Consider the following 20,028-nt stretch of genomic DNA (forward strand, 5'->3'; position numbering starts at 1 on the left):
GCTCGTTTGCGTGGCAGCCGAACCGCTCTGGCGGGTACTTTCGAACCAAAATGGGTTGGGATGTGAGTACGGTGCAGCGTATTGCACCAATATAGTGCGCAAAGCTGAACGGCGTCAGAAGAAACGCAGGAAAGGATTTTTCGGTTCGGCGGGTTTGTCTTTCAGCGGACATTCCGGGCGAACGCCGTAGTCGGCGCTGACGCAGGGTTTGACCTGACGTTTCTGCGCCAGGGAAATGCGCTGCATGTGGAACGGCTGGTTGGCGGTTTTCTCCACGGTTCGGCCCTGAGCATCGAGGATCTCCACCGACAGGTTGTGGCTGCCGCGATCGATATTGCTCAGCGGGAACACCGGGCTCAGGCCGGGTTCGCCGACGGCCTGGCCGTCCAGCAGCAGGCGATACAGATGACCTCGTTGCAGGCCCGGCTCGCTGGTGACGCTGACGATCAGCTCGCCGGCGCTGCTGCGAATGGTCGCGTCCGGCTCGGGGATCAGCACGCGCAGCATGTCGTAGTGGAACAGTGGCGGCTCTGCTGATTTCTTCGACGGCGTGACCGGCGCAGCGGCGGTCGGATTCGAGGCCATCCGATTGCTGGTAGCCAGCGGCACACGCTTGGCGTTGCCATGCGGTTGATCGGTGTAGACGCGATTGCCCTGTGCGTCGATGTAAGTGAACACCTCGGCCGATGCGCCAAACGCGATCAGCAACAGGCACAGGGCAATCAATCCCCGCATCATGGCTTGTGTACCCGCTGGACGGTGAACACCACCGCCGGGCTCTGCTGAATGATCGCCTCGCCATTGATCACCTGCACCGCCAGCCGATGCTCGCCCCGGTCAACGTTTACCAGTTGCAGGATCGGCACGTTGCTCGGCTGGCCATAAGGCGCGTCGTCCAGCAGCAGACGCAATTGATGCGGCGGTTGCAGGCGCGGCTTGATCAGCACGCTGACCGTGAAGGTGCCGTTGTTGGCGCGCAGGGCTTCTTCGGTGGGCAGGCCGGTCAGCTCCAGCACTTCATAGGCATTTCGCGCAGGCTCGCGGCTGGTGGTGTCTGAAGAGGGCGCGCTCGGTGCCTGAGGCTGGACGCTGTTGAGCGGCGGCAACTCCACCGGCTGCGCCTGCACGCCGTCCGGCGCATGATCGCTGTACACCGTGTTGCCGCTGGCGTCGGTGTACTTGTAGATCTGCGCGGCAGAGGGCAGGGCGATCAGCAGCAGAATATAGAGAAGGGTGCGACCCATGAAATCGACCGGAAACGAAAACGATGGGTTGCAGCATAGGCCAGTCGCGGCGGTTGGCCCAACTCGCTGCACATCCAGAAATGTATTCAAGCACCACAAGTCCCTGTGGGAGCGGGCTTGCTCGCGAAAGCGGCGGATCATTGGAGGTGATGCTGACTGATACGACGCCTTCGCGAGCAAGCCCGCTCCCACTGTGTGGTGCATCGCCAACGAATTCCGGCCAATAAAAAAGGCCTCCCGAAGGAGGCCTCTTTTTGTCACGCCGCGTAGCGCGGCGCTACCGGATCAGCAGCTGTAGTACAGCTCATATTCCAGTGGGTGTACGAAGGTGCGGACCTTGATTTCTTCTTCGGATTTCAGCGCGATGTAAGCGTCGATGAAGTCGTCGGAGAACACGCCGCCCTTGGTCAGGAACGCACGGCCCTTGTCCAGCTCTTCCAGGGCTTCTTTCAGGCTGCCGCAAACTTGCGGGATCTCTTTCGCCTCTTCAGGCGGCAGGTCGTACAGGTTTTTGTCAGCTGCGTCGCCTGGGTGGATCTTGTTCTGGATACCGTCCAGACCGGCCATCAGCAGTGCTGCGAAAGCCAGGTACGGGTTGGCAGCCGGATCCGGGAAGCGGGCTTCGATACGACGGCCTTTCGGGCTGTTGACGTAAGGAATACGGATCGAGGCGGAACGGTTGCGAGCCGAGTAGGCCAGCATTACCGGCGCTTCGAAGCCTGGCACCAGACGCTTGTAGGAGTTGGTGGCCGGGTTGGTGAAGCCGTTCAGGGCCTTACCGTGCTTGATGATGCCGCCGATGAAGTACAGGGCAGTGTCGGACAGGCCGGCATAACCCTCACCTGCGAAGGTGTTCTTGCCATCTTTGGAGATGGACATGTGAACGTGCATGCCCGAACCGTTATCGCCGTACAGCGGCTTCGGCATGAAGGTCGCGGTGCGGCCGTAAGCGTCGGCAACGTTGTGCACAACGTATTTCAGGGTCTGGGTTTCGTCGGCTTTCTTCACCAGGGTGTTGAACTTGACGCCGATTTCGTTCTGGCCGGCAGTTGCCACTTCGTGGTGGTGAACTTCAACGGTCAGGCCCATTTCTTCCAGTGCGTTGCACATGGAGGTACGGATTTCGTGGTCGTGGTCGAACGGCGGGACCGGGAAGTAGCCACCTTTCACGCCTGGACGGTGGCCTTTGTTGCCGCCTTCCACGTCCTGGTCGGACATCCACGAGCCTTGCTCGGAGTAGATCTTGAACATGGAGCCGGAGATGTCGGACTTGAACTTCACTTCGTCGAAGATGAAGAACTCAGGCTCTGGACCGGCGAATACGGTGTCACCGATACCGGTGGTCTTCAGGTATTCCTCGGCGCGGCGGGCGATGGCGCGCGGGTCGCGATCGTAACCTTGCATGGTCGAAGGTTCGATGATGTCGCAGACCAGGATCAGGGTCGGCTCTTCGGTGAACGGGTCCAGAACGGCGGTTTCGTCGTCCGGCAGCAGGATCATGTCGGAGGCTTCGATGCCTTTCCAGCCAGCGATGGAGGAACCGTCGAACATCTTGCCAACTTCGAAGAAGTCGTCTTCCAGCGCATCGCGAGCCGGCATGGTCACGTGGTGCTGAGTGCCTTTGGTGTCCGTGAAGCGCAGATCAATCCACTTGACGTCATGATCTTTGATGAGTTGAACCGACTTCGACATAGTGTCCTCCGGGTGAATTAGGGCGGGTAGTGGATGCCCTTAATAGTGGTGATGCCGGCGCGAATACTCTGCCAAGGCAACCTGCCTCACAAGGGAGCAAATTGCATGCCAGTGCCCCAGCATGGGTTTTTTGCCCCAAATTCACGCTTCTAAAGGTCGAAAGCGCCTTAAAGGCGAAAATCTCGCCCTTTAATGTAGCGCTCAAATCGAAAAATGACCCGTTTTGGTGCGTGCAAAACCTTCTGCACATTAACTGGTTAAACCTTGAGCAATTTCCGCTATAATCCGCGCCCCCCTTTTTCGGCTGGCCCTGCGCGCGCTGTTTTCATGAAACTAATCGTAAAAGTCTTCCCCGAGATCACCATCAAAAGCCGACCTGTCCGGACGAAATTCATCCGCCAGCTGGCCAAGAACATCCGCACCGTGCTCCGCGACCTGGACCCGGCCGTGGTGGTGAACGGTGTGTGGGACAATCTCGAGCTGGAAACCCGCGTCACCGACCCCAAGGCCCTGAAAGAGATGGGCGAACGCCTGACCTGCATGCCGGGCATCGCGCACTTTCTGCAGATCGACGAGTACCCGCTGGGTGACTTCGACGACATCACCGAGAAGTGCAAGCAGCACTACGGCGATGCGCTGGCCGGGAAGATCTTCTCGGTGCGCTGCAAGCGTGCGGGCAAGCATGCGTTCAGCTCGATGGACGTCGAAAAATACGTCGGCAGCAAGCTGCGCCGTGAGTGCGGTGCCGCCGGAATCGACCTGAAACAGCCGGAAATCGAAGTCCGCATCGAAGTTCGCGACAAACGGTTGTTCGTGATCCACAGCCAGCACAATGGCATCGGCGGCTACCCGCTCGGTGCGCTGGAGCAGACGCTGGTATTGATGTCCGGCGGTTTTGACTCGACGGTTGCCGCGTACCAGATCCTTCGTCGCGGCCTGATGACGCACTTCTGCTTTTTCAATCTGGGCGGTCGTGCCCACGAATTGGGCGTAATGGAAGTCGCGCATTTCATCTGGAAGAAGTACGGCAGCTCGCAACGCGTGCTATTTGTCAGTGTTCCGTTCGAAGAAGTATTGGGCGAAATTCTCGGCAAGGTCGACGACAGTCATATGGGCGTTGTATTGAAGCGTATGATGTTGCGCGCAGCGTCGAGCATCGCCGAACGCCTGCACATCGATGCGCTGGTCACCGGCGAAGCGATTTCCCAGGTGTCGAGCCAGACGTTGCCGAACCTGTCGGTCATCGATTGCGTCACCGACAAGCTGGTGTTGCGACCGCTGATCGTCGCCCACAAGCAGGACATCATCGACACGGCCGACCAGATCGGTACCGGTAATTTCGCCCGGCACATGCCGGAATACTGCGGCGTCATCTCGGTCAACCCGAAGACCGCCGCCAAGCGTGGCCGGGTCGAGCACGAAGAGCAGGAATTCGACATGGCGGTGCTCGAGCGTGCGCTCGCAAACGCCAGAATGGTGCCGATCGATCGGGTGATAGACGAATTGGGCCAGGATTTGCAGATCGAAGAAGTCAGCGAAGCGCTGGCCGGTCAGATCGTCATCGACATCCGCCACCCGGATGCCGCCGAGGATGACCCGCTGGAACTCGCCGGCATAGAGGTACAGACGATGCCGTTCTACGCAGTGAACGCTCGTTTCAAGGAACTGGACCCTACTCGCCAGTACCTGCTGTATTGCGACAAAGGCGTGATGAGTCGCCTGCATGCCCACCATTTGCTCAGTGAGGGGCATGCCAATGTGCGCGTTTATCGACCGAGCTAAGTGCCCGGGGCTGTTTGCCTGTGGCCTGCGTCACCGGCCCCCCGACACCGCCGTCAAGCTGTAACGGCCATGCCGGACACTACTGTCAATCGCTGCCAAGACTTGTCAGCAAACCGAATCCTCTGATCGAGATACACAAGTGATCGAAAATCTACGCAACATCGCCATCATTGCCCACGTTGACCATGGTAAGACCACCCTGGTAGACAAACTCCTGCGTCAATCCGGCACTCTGGAGCGCAACGAGCTCAACGACGAGCGCGTGATGGACTCCAACGACCAGGAAAAAGAGCGCGGCATTACCATTCTGGCGAAAAACACCGCCATCAACTGGAACGGCTACCACATCAACATCGTGGACACCCCGGGCCACGCCGACTTCGGCGGCGAAGTTGAGCGCGTAATGTCCATGGTTGACTCCGTGCTGCTGCTGGTCGACGCCCAGGACGGCCCTATGCCGCAAACCCGTTTCGTGACCAAGAAGGCTTTCGAAGCCGGCCTGCGTCCAATCGTGGTCATCAACAAGGTTGACCGCCCGGGCGCGCGTCCTGACTGGGTTCTGGACCAGATCTTCGATCTGTTCGACAACCTGGGCGCTACCGAAGAACAACTGGACTTCCAGGTTGTTTACGCTTCGGCCCTGAACGGCATCGCCGGTCTGGACCACACCGCCATGGGCGAAGACATGACCGCGCTGTACCAAGCGGTAGTCGACCACGTTCCGCCTCCGGCTGTTGACCGTGACGGTCCGTTCCAGATGCAGATCTCCGCTCTGGACTACAACAGCTTCCTGGGTGTTATCGGTGTTGGCCGTATCGCTCGTGGTCGCGTCAAGCCGAACACCCCGGTTGTCGCTATCAGCGCCGACGGCAAGCGCCGTAACGGTCGTATCCTGAAGCTGATGGGTCACCACGGTCTGCACCGCGTTGACGTTGAAGAAGCTGCAGCTGGCGACATCGTCTGCATCAGCGGTTTCGACGAGCTGTTCATCTCCGACACCCTGTGCGACATCAACAATGTCGAGGCGATGAAGCCTCTGACCGTTGACGAGCCAACCGTTTCCATGACCTTCCAGGTAAACGACTCGCCATTCTGCGGTAAAGAAGGCAAGTTCGTGACCTCCCGTAACATCAAGGATCGTCTGGACAAAGAGCTGCTGTACAACGTTGCACTGCGCGTTGAAGAAGGCGACTCGGCTGACAAGTTCAAGGTATCCGGCCGTGGTGAGCTGCACCTCTCGGTACTGATCGAAACCATGCGTCGCGAAGGCTTCGAGCTGGCCCTGGGCCGTCCTGAAGTGATCATCCGTGAAGTTGACGGCGTGAAGCAGGAACCGTTCGAAAACGTGACCATCGACATCCCTGAAGAATCCCAGGGCAAGGTCATGGAAGAAATGGGTCTGCGTAAAGGCGACCTGAGCAACATGGTGCCGGATGGCAAAGGCCGTGTTCGTCTGGAATACAACATCCCTGCTCGCGGTCTGATCGGTTTCCGTAACCAGTTCCTGACCCTGACCAACGGTGCTGGCATCCTGACCTCGATCTTCGACCGTTACGCTCCAGTGAAGTCGGGCCACATGTCCGGCCGTCAGAACGGCGTTCTGGTTTCGGTTGAAACCGGCAAGGCACTGACCTACTCCCTGGAAACCCTGCAGGCTCGTGGCAAGCTGTTCGTGGAACACGGCCAGGAGATCTACAACGGTCAGATCGTTGGTCAGAACTCCCGCGACAACGACCTGGGTGTGAACCCGACCAAAGGCAAGAAGCTCGACAACATGCGTGCTTCGGGTAAAGACGAAACCATCGCTCTGGTCCCACCTGTTCGCTTCACCCTGGAACAGGCTCTGGAATACATCCAGGAAGACGAGCTGTGCGAAGTTACTCCTAAGTCCATCCGTCTTCGCAAGAAGATCCTGGACGAAAGCGAGCGTACCCGCGCTGCCAAGAAAGCCAAGGCGTAATTTAGCCCAGGCTTAAAAAAACGCCCCCGGTCGAGAGACCGGGGGCGTTTTTGTTTGTCTGGCTTTTGGAAGTATTGTTCCCACGCAGAGCGTGGGAACGATCAAGCGGGATCAGAAGCGCTCGATCGACCGCGAATTCTGCACCCGCTCCACTTCCTTCGGCTTGTACGCGCAGTAACCCGGGCGCGGGCCGATCTTCGGGTGGTTGCGGCAGGTGTCCGGGCGCTTGTCATAAATGGTGCACAGGCGGCTCTTACGATCCAGGTAGTAGCAATCGTTGTTGCTCATGCGCTGCAGGGTGAAGATCCCCGACTTCTGGTTGAAGCGCTCGACCAGACCTTCCTTTTGCAGACGCTTGGCGATGTTCTTCGGCGGGTCACCCAGTTCGAACTCGTCGACCACACCGATGCGCACCAGATCCTTGATCTTGACCTCGACCGGCAGCGTGCAGCAGCTGGAAACGCACGAGCCGCACATCGGGGCCGAATATTTGGCCCAGGTATCGAGACGGTCGATCTCGGCTGCGGCGATCAGGTTGGGCTTCATCATCGGTGTTTACCAGGCGTGTGCATCAGGGCGCGCGATCATACCGGGACTGGTGGATTTTTGAACAACCTTTCGCCAGATTTTTTCTTCATGCACCCGCATCGTCCGACAATTCGGCACGGCCCCTGCATTCATTGAGGCATTCGCCAGAGTATTGCCGGTCGATCTCACACTCTCGGTAAAAACTGCCGAACCAGAGCCCTTACCGTCGGTCAGACCGTCTAGGCTCTGACAACTCCCCGCTCGCTCGAGGTCCTATCGATGACTCAAGAACCACTAGTTCGCGAAGCAGAGGTGGCCGCATTCCGCGACGCCGTCCTGACCAAACTCACCTACGCGGTGGGCAAAGACCCGGATCACGCCTTCGACCATGACTGGTTCGAAGCCATCGCCCTGGCGGCGCGCGATCACATGGTCGAGCACTGGATGGACCACACCCGGCAGATCTACCGCAAAGGCCAGAAGCGGGTGTATTACCTCTCGCTGGAATTCCTCATCGGCCGTCTGCTGTACGACAGCCTGAGCAACCTCGGCCTGCTGGACGTCGCCCGTGAAGCGCTGACCGAACTGGGCGTCGATCTTGAGCGCATTCGCATCCTAGAGCCGGATGCGGCACTGGGCAACGGTGGTCTCGGACGTCTGGCAGCGTGCTTCATGGAAAGCATGTCGACCCTCGGCATCGCCGGCCACGGCTACGGTATTCGTTATGAGCACGGGTTGTTTCGCCAGGCCATCGTCGACGGCTGGCAGCAGGAACAGACCGAGCACTGGCTGGACTTCGGCAACCCCTGGGAGTTCGAGCGGCCAGAGGTGGTCTATCCGATCGGCTTTGGCGGCAGCGTCGAGACCGTCACCGACGCCAGCGGCAAGTCCCGGCAAGTCTGGCACCCGGCGGAAACCGTCCGGGCGATTGCTTACGACACTCCGGTGGTCGGCTGGCGCGGCGCGAGCGTCAACACCCTGCGCTTGTGGCGGGCGCGAGCCATGGAGGATCTGCACCTGGAGCGCTTCAACGCCGGTGACCACCTGGGCGCGGTCGCCGAAGTGGCCCGGGCCGAAAGTATTTCCCGCGTGCTCTACCCGGCGGACAGCACCGAAGCCGGGCAGGAACTGCGCCTGCGTCAGGAATACTTCTTCGTCGCCGCCTCGCTTCAGGATCTGCTGCGCCGTCACCGCAACATGCACACCTCGGTGCTGACCCTCGGCGATCACGCGGCGATCCAGCTCAACGACACGCACCCCTCGATCGCCGTCGCCGAACTGATGCGCCAACTGGTCGATGTCTACGACGTGGCCTGGGACGCGGCGTGGCAAGTCACCGTCGACACGCTGTCGTACACCAACCACACGCTGCTGCCCGAAGCGCTGGAAACCTGGCCGGTGGGCCTGATGGAGCGCATGCTGCCGCGGCACATGCAGATCATTTATCTGATCAACGCCCAGCACATCGATTCGCTGCGGGCCAAGGGTATCCACGATTTCGACGTGCTGCGCGCGGTGTCGCTGATCGAGGAAGACAACGGTCGCCGGGTGCGCATGGGTAACCTTGCGTTCCTCGGTTCTCACAGCGTCAACGGCGTGTCCGGGCTGCACACGCAGCTGATGCGCAAAACCGTGTTCGCCGAACTGCACAAGCTGTATCCGGAGCGGATCAACAACAAGACCAACGGCATCACCTTCCGCCGCTGGCTGTACCAGGCCAACCCGGAACTGACGTCGATGCTGGTCGATTCCCTCGGCGCGGATGTTCTGGATAACCCCGAACAGCGTCTGCTCGATCTTGAGCCGTTCGCCGAAAAACCAGCCTTCCGCAAAGCCTTCGCCGAGCAGCGGCTGCACAGCAAAAAGGCCCTCGCTTACCTGATCCATGAACGGCTGGGGATCGCGGTCAATCCGGCGGCGATGTTCGACGTGCAGGTCAAACGGATTCACGAATACAAACGTCAGTTGCTCAACCTGATGCATACGGTCGCGCTGTATCAGGCGATCCGTGCCGAGCCGGAAATCGACTGGGTGCCGCGGGTGAAAATCTTCGCCGGCAAAGCGGCGGCCAGTTATCACCAGGCCAAGCTGATCATCAAACTGACCAACGACATCGCCCGGGTGGTGAACAACGACCCGACCGTGCGCGGCCTGCTCAAAGTAGTGTTCCTGCCTAACTACAACGTCAGCCTGGCGGAAAGCATCATTCCGGCGGCGGACCTGTCGGAGCAGATTTCCACCGCCGGTTTCGAGGCCTCGGGCACCAGCAACATGAAGTTCGGCCTGAACGGCGCGCTGACCATCGGCACCCTCGACGGCGCCAACGTGGAAATGTGCGAAAACATCGGTGCCGAGCACATGTTCATCTTCGGCCTCAGTGCCCAGCAGGTCGAGGCGCGCAAGCAAAACCACGAGTTCAGCGCCTTGCCGGATATCGCTGCGTCCCACCGTTTGAACGATGTGTTGCAGGCGATCCGTAGCGGGGTGTTCTCGCCGGATGACACGTCGCGCTACACCGGGCTGATCGATTCGCTGGTGGATTACGACCGGTTCTTCGTCTGCGCCGATTTCGACTCCTATTGGGATGCGCAGATGCGTGTCGATGCGCATTGGCACGACGCCAACAACTGGTGGCGTTCAGCGGTGCTGAACACCTCGCGCATGGGCTGGTTCTCCTCCGACCGGACGATCCGCGAGTACGCCACGGATATCTGGAAGGCACTGGAGTAACTTTTAGCGACAAATGTGCGCCCGGCCCCACGATTGTTGGGCCGGGCCGATATACTGAGCGTTGGTTCCGCCCCGCCACGGGGCTGCTCAGGGATATCGACCATGCAATGGATGTTCATGTTGATCGGGCTGCTGCTCGGCTGGCTGCTCGACGAGTCGTTCAGCGATGCGCTGTTGGGCGCGTTGCTGGGGCTCGCCATCGGGCAGGCGATGCGGATTGCCCGGCTCGGTTCACAGGCTGCCGAGCAACAGCGTCAGCTGGATCACGCGAAGATCGCGTTGCAGGGCGTCGAACAGCGTCTGTTTCTGCTGGAGGGTGCTCCGGTGCATTCGCCAGTGCCGCCGAGCGTCGCGCCGGCCAGCGAAACGGTCGTTGAACCCGTCACGGTATTTGAACAACCCGCTGCCGCAGAACCCGAGCTGGTCTGGGAGCTGCCACCCGAACTCGAACCTGTCGCCGTCGCGGCCAGCGAACCGAGCCAGCCGCTGCCGGTCGATGTCTGGCGTCTGGACGCCGTTACGCCTGAACCTGAACCCCGACAACCCGCCGAACCTCGTGGCCCGAACCTTATCGAGCGCGGCATCAGCGCTGCGCGCAACTGGCTGTTCGGTGGCAACACCGTGCTGCGGGTCGGTGTGGTGCTGTTGTTCTTCGGTCTGGCGTTCCTGCTGCGCTACGCCACCGAAGGCATGGTGGTGCCGATCGAATTGCGTTACGCCGGGGTTGCGGCGGCAGCGCTGGGATTGCTGGCGCTGGGCTGGTGGTTGCGCCATCGCAACAACAGTTACGCCTTGATGCTGCAAGGCACCGGGATCGCGGTGTTGTACCTGACGGTGTTTGCGGCGATGCGCCTGCACCCGCTGCTCGATCCGTCTGCTGCGCTGGGCTTGCTGGTGGCAGTGACGGTGTTCTCGGCCATTCTGGCCATCACCCAGGACTCCCTGGCCCTGGCCTGCGTCGCCGCGCTGGGCGGTTTCGCCGCGCCGATTCTGACGTCGACCGGCGCCGGCAACCATGTCGCGCTGTTCAGTTATTTCGCGCTGCTCAACGCCGGCATCCTGGCCATCGCCTGGTTCAAGGCCTGGCGCCTGCTCAACCTGATCGGCTTCGTGGGCACCTTCGGCATCGGTTTCGCCTGGGGCCTGCGCTCGTACACGCCGGAGTTGCTGTGGAGCACCGAGCCGTTCCTGATTCTGTTCTTCCTGATGTACCTGGCCATCGGCCTGATGTTCGCCCGACGCAAGTTGCTGGACATGCCGGACGCCCCGGCAGACGGTGATCGTGAGGCGCTGCTGCACTGGTCGGCGCGCAAGGGCGACTACGTCGACGGCACGATGCTGTTCGGTCCGCCACTGGTGGGTTTCGGCCTGCAATTCGCGCTGGTGCAGCATCTGGAATTTGCAGCGGCGTTCAGCGCACTGGCGCTGGGCATGATCTACATGGCCCTCGCCAAAGTGCTGATGGGCGGACGCGCATTGTTGCTGGGCGAGACTTGCCTGGCGCTCGGGGTAATTTTCGCCAGCCTGGCGATTCCATTGGGGCTGGATGCGCGCTGGACCTCCGCCGCCTGGGCGGTAGAGGGCGCGGGGATTTTCTGGCTCGGCTTGCGTCAGCAACGGCCGTTGGCCCGGGCCTTCGCGTTGCTGCTGCAACTGGGCTCGGCGCTGGCGTTTCTCAGTCAGTTGCGCGTTGGCGAAAGCAGTCTGCTATACGGTGCGCCATTGGGGGCATTGATGCTCGGCGCGGCGTTGCTGTTCAGCTTCTATCAATTGCGCAAGGCGTCGCCGGAGCAAACTTCACCGTGGGAACGTCAGGGCTTGTCGGTGCTGGCGTGCTTGGGGCTGACCTTCCTGTATCTGCTGGCGCCGCTGTTCTTCTTCACTCAGGGCACGGCGATCAGTTGGGCGCTGGCCGGGCTGGTGACTTTGTTCGTTGGCTTGCGCCTGCAATCGCGCACCTTCCTGTTCACCGCGTTTGCCGTGCAACTGCTCGGCGGAGCGTTGTTCCTGTTGCGCCTGCAAGGGGCGGGCGAGGATTCGGCGGCCGTGTTCAGCGCCGGGTGGAGCGGTTTGCTCAGCGCATCGCTGATCGGTCTGGCGCTGATCGCCGGCATGTTGCTGGCGGCGCGCGACGAGATGGTGCGCAGCGATGTTCGTTTGCTGCGCGGTTTGTCGGTGGTGCTGCTGGCAGGTCTGGTGTTGATCAATCTGGCGGTGTTGTTCGTGCTGCCCTGGCAAACCGCGAGCGCGGTGTGGGCGGCCAGTGGCTTGCTGATCATCTGGCTCAGTCTGTACCTCAAGCAGCGCGTGAGTTTTGTTTTCGGTCTGCTGTTGCAACTGATCGGCGGCGCAGCGTTTTTGCTGGCCGGCCCCGAACTGCTCGGGCCGTTGTCCAGCGAAGGTCTGCGACCGCTGGCCCATGGCGGATTCTGGACGCCATTGGTGCTGGGCCTGGCGGCGATGATCGGGGCGTGGCGCCTGCAACTGGGCAATCACGCCTCGGCGTTCGACGTGCTGAGTCTGCAGCGACTGTCCGAAGTGTTGCTGGTGTGGGGCGCCGGTTGGTGGGCGCTGGCGTGGGTCAGCGAAGTGCTGCGGTTTGCGCCGCTGAATCTGCAGGGGCCGCTGTTGCTGCTGGTCGCCGCGCTGAGTGTCGCGTTGTGGACGCTGTTGGCACTGCGCCTGAAATGGCCGTCGCTCGGGTTGCTCTGCACCGTGCTGATTCCGGCGGCCGGACTGGTGTTGCTCGGTGCGTGGCATTCGCGTTATCACCCGGCGGCGGATTTCGGCTGGCTGGCCTGGGCGGCGGTGTTCGTCGTGCATTTCATCAGCCTGCGACGCCTGGCGCCGATGTTGTCGGCGCGGGCCTTGAGCACGGCGCATGTGCTCGGTTGCTGGCTGCTGATCGGCGTGCTGGCGCTGGAGTTGCGCTACGGCCTGCTGCTGTTGTCCGAGCAATACAACGCCTGGCGCTGGCTGGGCTGGGCGATTCTGCCGAGCGTGTATTTGTTGCTGATGGCTGCGCCGCGTCAGTGGCCGTGGCCGGTGGCGGCGTTCCCTCGTGAATATCGCCTGTACGCGGCGGCGCCGCTGGCGGTGTTGATGTTGGTCTGGTTCTGGCTGGCCAATGGCGTGAGTGATGGCAATGCCGAACCGCTGCCTTATTTACCGCTGCTCAACCCGCTGGAATTGGGTCTGCTGTTTGCGCTGTTCGGTGTCTACGTCTGGTCGCGCAGCGCCGTGGCCGAGCTGTCGATCCGCCAGGATTACGCGGCATACGCGACGCAACTGATTGCCGGTATTTCGCTGTTCGCGCTCTGCACCGCGCTGGTCACCCGCGCTGCGCACCATTGGGCGGGGATTCCGTTCGAGCTCGACCTGTTGCTCGAATCGATGCTGGTGCAGGCCGGTCTGTCCATCGTCTGGACGCTGATGGCGCTCGGGCTGATGATCGGCGGGCACCTGCGCCATCGCCGCGAAGTCTGGTTGATCGGCGCGGCGCTGATTGCGCTGGTGGTGGCCAAACTGATTTTTGTCGAATTGAGCAACCGTGGCGGACTGGCCCGGATCGTCTCGTTCATCGGCGTCGGCGTGTTGCTGCTGGTGGTGGGCTACTTTGCGCCGCTGCCGCCCAAACGCGTCGACGCTGCACCGGCGGCGGACAAACCGGCCCCGGAAACCGAAGGAGTGTCGTCTTGAGTCGCAAGCTTAATCTCGGGTGGCTGTTGCTGGGCGTGGCCATGACGGCCGGCGCCCAGGAAAAACCGGCGGACTTCGCCGCGCAGGTGCCGTTGTCGGTCAGCGGTTCCGGCCCGTGGTATCGCCTCGAACTGCCGCTGAGCGTGCAGTTGCAGGCGCGCCAGACTGATCTCAGCGACCTGCGGGTGTTCAACGCCGCCGGAGAACCGCAGGCCTATGCGCTGGCCCGGGAGTCAGCGCAGACCCGCGACGTCGGCCAATTGCATGAGGTGAAGTGGTTCCCGCTGTACAACTCGGCGGATGCCACCGAGCGCGCGCCGAGCGTTCGCGTGCAATCCACCACCACCGGCACGCTGGTGGAAGTACAGCCGTCCAGCCAGCTCGAAGCCGGTGAAGAAGTGCTGCGCGGCTGGCTGCTCGACGCCAGTGCGATCAAGGCGCCGTTGCAGCAACTGATCCTCGACTGGACCAGCGAGCGCGACGGCTTCCAGCGTTTCAGCATCGAGGCCAGCGATGATTTGCAGCACTGGCAGGCCTGGGGCGAGGGCCAGGTCGCGCGCCTGACGTTTGCCGACGAACGGGTCGAGCAACATGAAGTGGCGCTGCCGGGGCAATCGGCGCGGTATCTGCGTCTGCTGTGGGATTCGCCGGCTTCGGCGCCGGTCCTGACGTCGGCGCAACTGAAAAGCAGCGATCCGCGCAACCTGCCGCTGCCATTGGTCTGGTCGCCAGCGTTGGCCGGCAGCAGCGGCAAGCCCGGCGAATACACCTGGCAGTTGCCGATGGGGCTGAACATCGAGCGGGTGCAGGTCGAACTGAAACAGGCCAACAGCCTGGCGCCGGTGACGTTGTCGGGGCGTCGCGAAAGCAGTCTGCCGTGGCAACCGCTGAGCAGCGGCTTGCTCTATCGCCTGACCCAGAATGGCCAGGACGTGGTGCAGAACGAATTGCAGCTCTACGGGCAGACCGTGCAGCAGTTGAAACTGACGGTCGACGAACGTGGCGGCGGTCTCGGCGATCAGGCGCCGAGTGTGAAATACGCGGTGCGCGCCACGCAGGTGATCTTCCTCGCGCGCGGCGACGGGCCTTACAGCCTGGCGCTGGGCAATCCGAACGTGAAGACGGCGAACCTGCCGCTGACCACGCTGATCCCCGATTTCAAACCGGAGAAACTGGCCACGCTGGGCAAGGCCACGGTGCAGGGCGAAGCGCTGGCGACCCAGACTTCGACGGCCACCACCTCGGCCACGGCGGACACCAACTGGAAGAAATTCGGCCTGTGGGCGGTGTTGCTGCTCAGCGTGCTGTTTCTGGCGGCAATGGCTTTCAGTCTGCTGCGCAAGCCGCCGGCCAAGTCCTGAATATGACGGGTGTGGCCTCTACACCCGTCGGGTTTCCAACTACGCTGAATCCGGTGCCTGAACTCTCTCGGTTCGATCACGTCTGATAGCAGGAATTGCACCCGACGCACGTTACCGGGCGTCATTGCTCGCTACGGTTTCAGACTCCCTGTAAACTGCGCGGGTTTTTAGCCCCCCATTCCACCGGAGCCGTCCATGTCCCGCGTTACCCTGAGTCGCTATTTGATTGAGCAGACCCGCAGCAACAACACTCCTGCCGATCTGCGCTTCCTGATCGAAGTGGTGGCGCGTGCCTGTAAAGAGATCAGCCACGCCGTGTCCAAAGGCGCCCTGGGCGGTGTTCTGGGCAGCATGGGCACAGAAAACGTGCAAGGCGAAGTGCAGAAGAAGCTCGACGTGCTGTCGAACGAAATCCTGCTCGAAGCCAACGAGTGGGGCGGTCACCTGGCCGGCATGGCGTCCGAGGAAATGGACAATGCCTACCAGATCCCGGGCAAATACCCGAAAGGCGCCTACCTGCTAGTATTCGACCCGCTGGACGGTTCGTCGAACATCGACATCAACGCTCCGGTCGGCACCATCTTCTCCGTGCTGCGTTGCCCGAACGAATACCTGAGCCAGAACGAAGCGCTGGATGAAAAGGCCTTCCTGCAGCCAGGCACTCAGCAGGTTGCCGCCGGTTATGCCATCTACGGTCCGCAAACCATGCTGGTGCTGACCCTGGGCCACGGTGTCAAAGGCTTCACCCTGGACCGCGAAATGGGCAGCTTCGTCCTGACCCACGAAGACATCACCATTCCTGAGTCCACCCAGGAATTCGCCATCAACATGTCCAACCAGCGTCACTGGGAAGCTCCGGTACAGCGCTACGTTTCGGAATTGCTGGCCGGTGAAGAAGGTCCGCTGAAAAAGAACTACAACATGCGCTGGGTCGCGGCGATGGTCGCCGACGTGCACCGCATCCTGACCCGTGGCGGTCTGTTCATGTACCCGCGCGACAGCCGCGAGCCGTCCAAGCCGGGCAAACTGCGTCTGATGTACGAAGCCAACCCGATGTCGTTCCTGGTGGAACAGGCGGGCGGCGCTTCCACCGACGGTCACCAGCGCATTCTCGACATCAAGCCTGAAGGCCTGCACCAGCGCGTAGCGGTGTTCCTCGGCTCGAAAGAAGAAGTCGCCCGCGCCACGGCTTACCACAAGGAATAAACCATGAACGCGCCCTGGCAGCCGTTGCTCGATTGGTGGTTCGGTCACTCCGAATCGGCTACTGAAGTGACGGCGCAACAGGGCGGGTTGTGGTTCGGCAAGAAAGACAGCCAGGACCTCGAAGCGCGTGAGCGTTTCGGGGTCTTTGTCGATCAGGCCCTCGCTGGCGAATTGACCGAGTGGACGCAACGTCCCGAAGGTTGGCTGGCGGTGGTGCTTTTGCTCGACCAACTCCCGCGAATGATCTTTCGCGATACGCCCAAGGCTTTTTCCGGTGATCTACGGGCCCAGAAACTGGTTGCTCAGGGGATTGCTGCAGACTTCGATCGGCAGTTGAAACCGATCCAGCGACTCTTCATCTACCTCGTCTTCGAACACTGCGAAAACCTCGCGGTGCAGAATGAAGCCGTCTCGCGATTCATCGAACTGGTGGCTGAACAGCCGGAAGCGGAGCGCGGGGTGTTTGCCGACAACCTGGATTATGCCGAGCGGCATCAGAAGGTGATTGCGCGGTTTGGGCGGTTTCCGCATCGCAATGCGGTGTTGGGGCGGGAGTCTACGGCGGAGGAGTTGGTGTTTCTTTCGCAACCAGGGTCGAGTTTCTGAATCAGTATCAAGACGACTGACCTCTTCGCAGAAAGGCCCGCGAAGAGATCAGTGAGAGCGCCTTAAATCCTGAAGCTGCCTACCAACTGCTTCAACCGCGCAGCCTGCTGCTCCAGATCCGCACAAGCCCGCAACGTCGCCTGCAAGTTCTCCACACCTTCCTGGTTCAGCGTGTTGATCTCGTTGATATCGACGTTGATCGACTCGACCACCGCCGTCTGCTCTTCCGTCGCCGTCGCTACCGACTGGTTCATGCCGTCGATCTCGCCGATACGCTGGGTCACGCTGCCCAGGCGTTCGCCGGCCTGGTTGGCGATGCCGACGCTGCTTTCGCTCTCACGCTGGCTCTCGGTCATGATGCCGACCGCCTGACGCGCGCCGACTTGCAGCTCTTCAATCATCTTCTGCACTTGCTGCGCGGAATCCTGGGTGCGGTGCGCCAGGTTGCGGACTTCGTCGGCGACCACGGCGAAACCACGACCGGCTTCTCCGGCACGGGCCGCTTCGATGGCGGCGTTGAGCGCCAGCAGGTTGGTCTGCTGGGAGATGCTGGTGATCACTTCCAGAATCTGCCCGATGTTCACGGTGTTGCTGTTCAGGGTTTCGATGTTGCCGCAGGAGTCGCTGATCTTCGCCGACAGCTGTTGCATCGCGTGGATGGTTTTATCCACAACCTGCTGGCCGTCTTCGGCCAGGCTGCGCGCGTCGCTGGAATGTTGCGAGGCGAGGGCGGCGTTCTGGGCGATTTCCTGGGCGGCGGCGCCTAGCTGGTTGATCGCGGCGGCCACGCTGTTGGTGCGCGAGGCTTGCTGGTCGGAGTTGAACATCGACGAGTTCGACGCCGCGACCACGCGCAGGGCGACTTCGTTGACCTGGCCGGTGGCCGACGACACTTCGCGGATCGAAGTGTGAATGCGCTCGACGAAACGGTTGAACGACAGCCCCAGCGCGCCGAATTCATCGTGGCCGTGGATGGTCAGGCGTTTGGTCAGGTCACCTTCGCCTTCGGCGATGTCGTGCATGGCGCGGCCCATGGTCAGCAGCGGTTGCATCAGTACGCGGATCAGCATGCCGAGCAGGGCGATGATGATCACCACGGCGATGACCATGGCGATCAGCGCCGAGGTGCGGAACTCGCTGAGCATCGAGAACGCGGTGTCTTTGTCCAGCACCAGCGCCACGTACCAGTCGGCCGAGGGCACGCCGTTGACGTGGGTGAAGGAGATCAGCTGGGTCTTGCCGTCGAACTCGACTTCTTTCAGGCCCGGGCTGACTTTCGGCGCACCGTTGGGATAGGCCTCGGCCAGGGTCTTGAGCACCAGTTTGCTGTCCGGGTGGATCAGGATTTTGCCGTCGGCGCCGACGATGAACGCGTGACCGTGGCCGCCGAAGTTCAGCGAGTTGATGATCGCGCTGACACTCGACAGGTCAATGTCGGCGCCGGCCACACCGATCATCTGGCCCTGGCGCTGCACCGGGGTGGCGACGGTGATCACCAGTTTGCCCGACGACGCGGCGATGTACGGTTCGGTGACGATGGTCTGTTGCGCAGCATTGGCCGCCTTGTACCAGCCACGGGCGCGCGGATCGTAATCCGGCGCACGGTTGCCGGCCGGGACCGAGAACATCACACCGTCTGCACCGCCGAAGTAGCTGAGCTGGAAATTGCTGGTGTAGGCGGGCAGGTCGATAATGCGTTTCAGGCTGGCCGGGGCGTTGCCGTCGGCGACAACCTGTTGCGCCATCGATTGCAGCAACTGGATGCGGCTTTCCAGCCAGGTCTGGATGTTGCTGGTGGTCAGGCTGCCCAGTTCCTGCATCGACGCTTCGGTACTGCTTTGCAGGGCTTCGCGCTGGCGATAGTCGTTGAACAAAATGAAACAGGCGAACGCAACGGCCACCACGAGGGCGGCAGCCAACAAGATCTTGTGGCTGAATTTCATGTTTCTGGTCATTAAGTGAGCTACCGCGAAGGGGCTGGTCAAGAAAGGGCGGCAATTTGCCACACTATCGGGCTTTGCGCTGCTCTTATTTCGACCGCGGCGCGCCAAAGATTAGGCGCCTTTTGCGAAATACGACGAAATGCTCAATAGCCTTACAAACTGTCTGATTTACCGGCGAAAGCCGGACGAGCGGGCTAACAAATAGCCAGCCTCCCAGGGAACCAGACAGGGGTTTTCTCTTCTAAGCTTCTGGTTGGCGCCATGCCATCCCCCTTCCGTTCCAGGAGTTACACCATGTCGCTGCGATCTATCGCCCTGCTGTCGTTTTGCGTGCTGTTGGCCGCATGCAGCAAGGTCAATCAGGAAAACTATTCGAAGCTCTCGGCCGGCATGGCCAAGGCCGAAGTGGAGACACTGCTTGGCAAGCCCACCGATTGCTCGGGCGCGCTCGGCATGTCCAGTTGTACCTGGGGCGACAAGAACAGCTTTATCAGCGTGCAGTACGCCGGTGACAAAGTGCTGATGTTTTCCGGCCAAGGCCTGAAGTAAACCGGGGCTACGCGCCCACGGGAGAAAAACAATGAAGCGGTTATTGCTTGTCCTTTTGGCCGGCCTGGTATTGGCCGGCTGCGCCACGTCCGGTGAAGATCCGCTGGCGCCGAAGACGGTCAACAGTGTCAATCTCAAGCGTTACCAGGGCACCTGGTACGAACTGGCGCGTCTGCCGATGTATTTCCAGCGCAATTGCGCGCAATCCGAAGCCCGCTACACCCTCAAGCCCGACGGCAATGTCGGGGTGTACAACCGCTGCCTGACGGCGGACTGGCAGTGGGAAGAAGTCAAAGGCACGGCTTATCCACAGGTGCCGGGCAAGACCGACAAGCTGTGGGTCGAGTTCGATACCTGGTTTTCGCGCCTGATTCCGGGTGTGGCGAAGGGGCAATACTGGGTGCTGTACGTCAGCGATGACTACAAGACCGCGCTCGTGGGCGACCCGAGTCGTCGCTACCTGTGGCTGTTGTCCCGCACGCCGACCGTCAACGGCGTGGTGCGTGAGGAACTGCTGAGCAAGGCGCGTCAGCAGGGTTACGACACCACGCGCCTGATCTGGCGTACGTCGGATCAGCAGATGGCCAAGACGTCCAACTGATGTCTCCTGTTCTGATCGTTCCCACGCTCCGCGTGGGAATGCCTCAATGGACGCTCTGCGTCCGCTTTCGGGACGCGGAGCGTCCCGGGCTGCATTCCCACGCAGAGCGTGGGAACGATCAGTAACA

14 protein-coding genes are annotated in these 20,028 nt (G+C 61.3%); 9 read left to right on the top strand and 5 right to left on the bottom strand.

Annotated features, from left to right (window positions below; genetic code table 11):
• Positions 1–114: 114 nt before the first annotated feature.
• The 3 genes from ABTV87_RS01730 to glnA all read right to left on the bottom strand — a co-directional run bounded on the left by ABTV87_RS01730 (position 115) and on the right by glnA (position 2,936).
• The gene (locus ABTV87_RS01730) at positions 115–738 is read right to left on the bottom strand and encodes a DUF4124 domain-containing protein (RefSeq protein ID WP_433898903.1); all 624 of its coding nucleotides are present in this window, start codon (positions 736–738) and stop codon (positions 115–117) included.
• Positions 735–1,244 carry a DUF4124 domain-containing protein gene (locus ABTV87_RS01735; protein ID WP_433898904.1) on the bottom strand — a complete coding sequence of 170 codons (510 nt, stop codon included), beginning with the start codon at positions 1,242–1,244 and terminating at the stop codon, positions 735–737. Before ABTV87_RS01735 ends, ABTV87_RS01730 begins: the two co-directional genes overlap by 4 nt.
• A 285-nt stretch (positions 1,245–1,529) precedes the next feature.
• On the bottom strand, positions 1,530–2,936 hold the full coding sequence (gene glnA / locus ABTV87_RS01740; protein ID WP_011332032.1) for a glutamate--ammonia ligase: 1,407 nt from the start codon (positions 2,934–2,936) through the stop codon (positions 1,530–1,532).
• A gap of 327 nt (positions 2,937–3,263) precedes the next feature.
• Here glnA and thiI point away from each other — a divergent pair, with 327 nt between their 5' ends.
• Together thiI and typA are read left to right on the top strand one after the other, a co-directional pair.
• Positions 3,264–4,718: a tRNA uracil 4-sulfurtransferase ThiI gene (gene thiI / locus ABTV87_RS01745; protein ID WP_433898905.1), complete on the top strand. Its 1,455-nt coding sequence runs from the start codon at positions 3,264–3,266 to the stop codon at positions 4,716–4,718.
• Positions 4,719–4,857: 139 nt separating this feature from the next.
• The gene (typA, locus tag ABTV87_RS01750; protein ID WP_007952502.1) at positions 4,858–6,678 is read left to right on the top strand and encodes a translational GTPase TypA; all 1,821 of its coding nucleotides are present in this window, start codon (positions 4,858–4,860) and stop codon (positions 6,676–6,678) included.
• Between the two features lie 111 nt (positions 6,679–6,789).
• On the opposite strand, the gene ABTV87_RS01755 is transcribed toward typA, so the two are convergent.
• The gene (locus tag ABTV87_RS01755) at positions 6,790–7,227 is read right to left on the bottom strand and encodes a YkgJ family cysteine cluster protein (RefSeq protein ID WP_007952500.1); all 438 of its coding nucleotides are present in this window, start codon (positions 7,225–7,227) and stop codon (positions 6,790–6,792) included.
• Positions 7,228–7,485: 258 nt separating this feature from the next.
• Between ABTV87_RS01755 and ABTV87_RS01760 the strand changes: the two genes are divergently transcribed.
• The 5 genes from ABTV87_RS01760 (at position 7,486) to ABTV87_RS01780 (ending at position 16,808) form a co-directional block, all read left to right on the top strand.
• Entirely contained in the window at positions 7,486–9,936 is a 2,451-nt protein-coding gene (locus ABTV87_RS01760; RefSeq protein ID WP_007952498.1) for a glycogen/starch/alpha-glucan phosphorylase, read from the top strand.
• A gap of 102 nt (positions 9,937–10,038) precedes the next feature.
• Positions 10,039–13,635, top strand: a complete 3,597-nt coding sequence (locus tag ABTV87_RS01765) for a DUF2339 domain-containing protein (protein WP_433898906.1) — start codon at positions 10,039–10,041, stop codon at positions 13,633–13,635.
• Positions 13,632–14,996, top strand: a complete 1,365-nt coding sequence (locus tag ABTV87_RS01770) for a DUF3999 domain-containing protein (RefSeq protein ID WP_433898907.1) — start codon at positions 13,632–13,634, stop codon at positions 14,994–14,996. The genes ABTV87_RS01765 and ABTV87_RS01770 overlap by 4 nt, the downstream gene beginning before the upstream one ends.
• A gap of 195 nt (positions 14,997–15,191) precedes the next feature.
• Complete coding sequence (locus tag ABTV87_RS01775) at positions 15,192–16,202, top strand: class 1 fructose-bisphosphatase (RefSeq protein WP_007952492.1); 1,011 nt, start codon at positions 15,192–15,194, stop codon at positions 16,200–16,202.
• 3 nt (positions 16,203–16,205) lie between these two features.
• Positions 16,206–16,808 carry a DUF924 family protein gene (locus tag ABTV87_RS01780; protein WP_007952490.1) on the top strand — a complete coding sequence of 201 codons (603 nt, stop codon included), beginning with the start codon at positions 16,206–16,208 and terminating at the stop codon, positions 16,806–16,808.
• A gap of 62 nt (positions 16,809–16,870) precedes the next feature.
• Here the strand turns inward: ABTV87_RS01780 and ABTV87_RS01785 are convergent, their stop codons facing one another.
• Positions 16,871–18,763, bottom strand: coding sequence for a methyl-accepting chemotaxis protein (locus tag ABTV87_RS01785; protein WP_433898908.1), 1,893 nt, complete (start codon positions 18,761–18,763; stop codon positions 16,871–16,873).
• A 282-nt stretch (positions 18,764–19,045) separates the two neighbouring features.
• Here ABTV87_RS01785 and ABTV87_RS01790 point away from each other — a divergent pair, with 282 nt between their 5' ends.
• Positions 19,046–19,300: a hypothetical protein gene (locus tag ABTV87_RS01790; RefSeq protein WP_007952486.1), complete on the top strand. Its 255-nt coding sequence runs from the start codon at positions 19,046–19,048 to the stop codon at positions 19,298–19,300.
• 31 nt (positions 19,301–19,331) lie between these two features.
• Positions 19,332–19,901: a lipocalin family protein gene (locus tag ABTV87_RS01795; protein WP_433898909.1), complete on the top strand. Its 570-nt coding sequence runs from the start codon at positions 19,332–19,334 to the stop codon at positions 19,899–19,901.
• Positions 19,902–20,028: the final 127 nt, after the last annotated feature.

The sequence above is a fragment of the Pseudomonas sp. PSE1(2024) genome, from assembly GCF_050990555.1.
In the GTDB taxonomy this organism is placed as follows: Bacteria; Pseudomonadota; Gammaproteobacteria; order Pseudomonadales; family Pseudomonadaceae; genus Aquipseudomonas; species Aquipseudomonas aphyarum.

What these genes read in the sequence shown, in the direction of transcription:
- ABTV87_RS01730 (WP_433898903.1), bottom strand. Translation starts at nt 738, where the DNA reads ATGATGCGGGGATTGATTGCCCTGTGCCTGTTGCTGATCGCGTTTGGC.
- ABTV87_RS01735 (WP_433898904.1), bottom strand. Translation starts at nt 1,244, where the DNA reads ATGGGTCGCACCCTTCTCTATATTCTGCTGCTGATCGCCCTGCCCTCT.
- glnA (WP_011332032.1), bottom strand. Translation starts at nt 2,936, where the DNA reads ATGTCGAAGTCGGTTCAACTCATCAAAGATCATGACGTCAAGTGGATT.
- thiI (WP_433898905.1), top strand. Translation starts at nt 3,264, where the DNA reads ATGAAACTAATCGTAAAAGTCTTCCCCGAGATCACCATCAAAAGCCGA.
- ABTV87_RS01755 (WP_007952500.1), bottom strand. Translation starts at nt 7,227, where the DNA reads ATGATGAAGCCCAACCTGATCGCCGCAGCCGAGATCGACCGTCTCGAT.
- ABTV87_RS01760 (WP_007952498.1), top strand. Translation starts at nt 7,486, where the DNA reads ATGACTCAAGAACCACTAGTTCGCGAAGCAGAGGTGGCCGCATTCCGC.
- ABTV87_RS01765 (WP_433898906.1), top strand. Translation starts at nt 10,039, where the DNA reads ATGCAATGGATGTTCATGTTGATCGGGCTGCTGCTCGGCTGGCTGCTC.
- ABTV87_RS01775 (WP_007952492.1), top strand. Translation starts at nt 15,192, where the DNA reads ATGTCCCGCGTTACCCTGAGTCGCTATTTGATTGAGCAGACCCGCAGC.
- ABTV87_RS01780 (WP_007952490.1), top strand. Translation starts at nt 16,206, where the DNA reads ATGAACGCGCCCTGGCAGCCGTTGCTCGATTGGTGGTTCGGTCACTCC.
- ABTV87_RS01785 (WP_433898908.1), bottom strand. Translation starts at nt 18,763, where the DNA reads ATGACCAGAAACATGAAATTCAGCCACAAGATCTTGTTGGCTGCCGCC.
- ABTV87_RS01790 (WP_007952486.1), top strand. Translation starts at nt 19,046, where the DNA reads ATGTCGCTGCGATCTATCGCCCTGCTGTCGTTTTGCGTGCTGTTGGCC.
- ABTV87_RS01795 (WP_433898909.1), top strand. Translation starts at nt 19,332, where the DNA reads ATGAAGCGGTTATTGCTTGTCCTTTTGGCCGGCCTGGTATTGGCCGGC.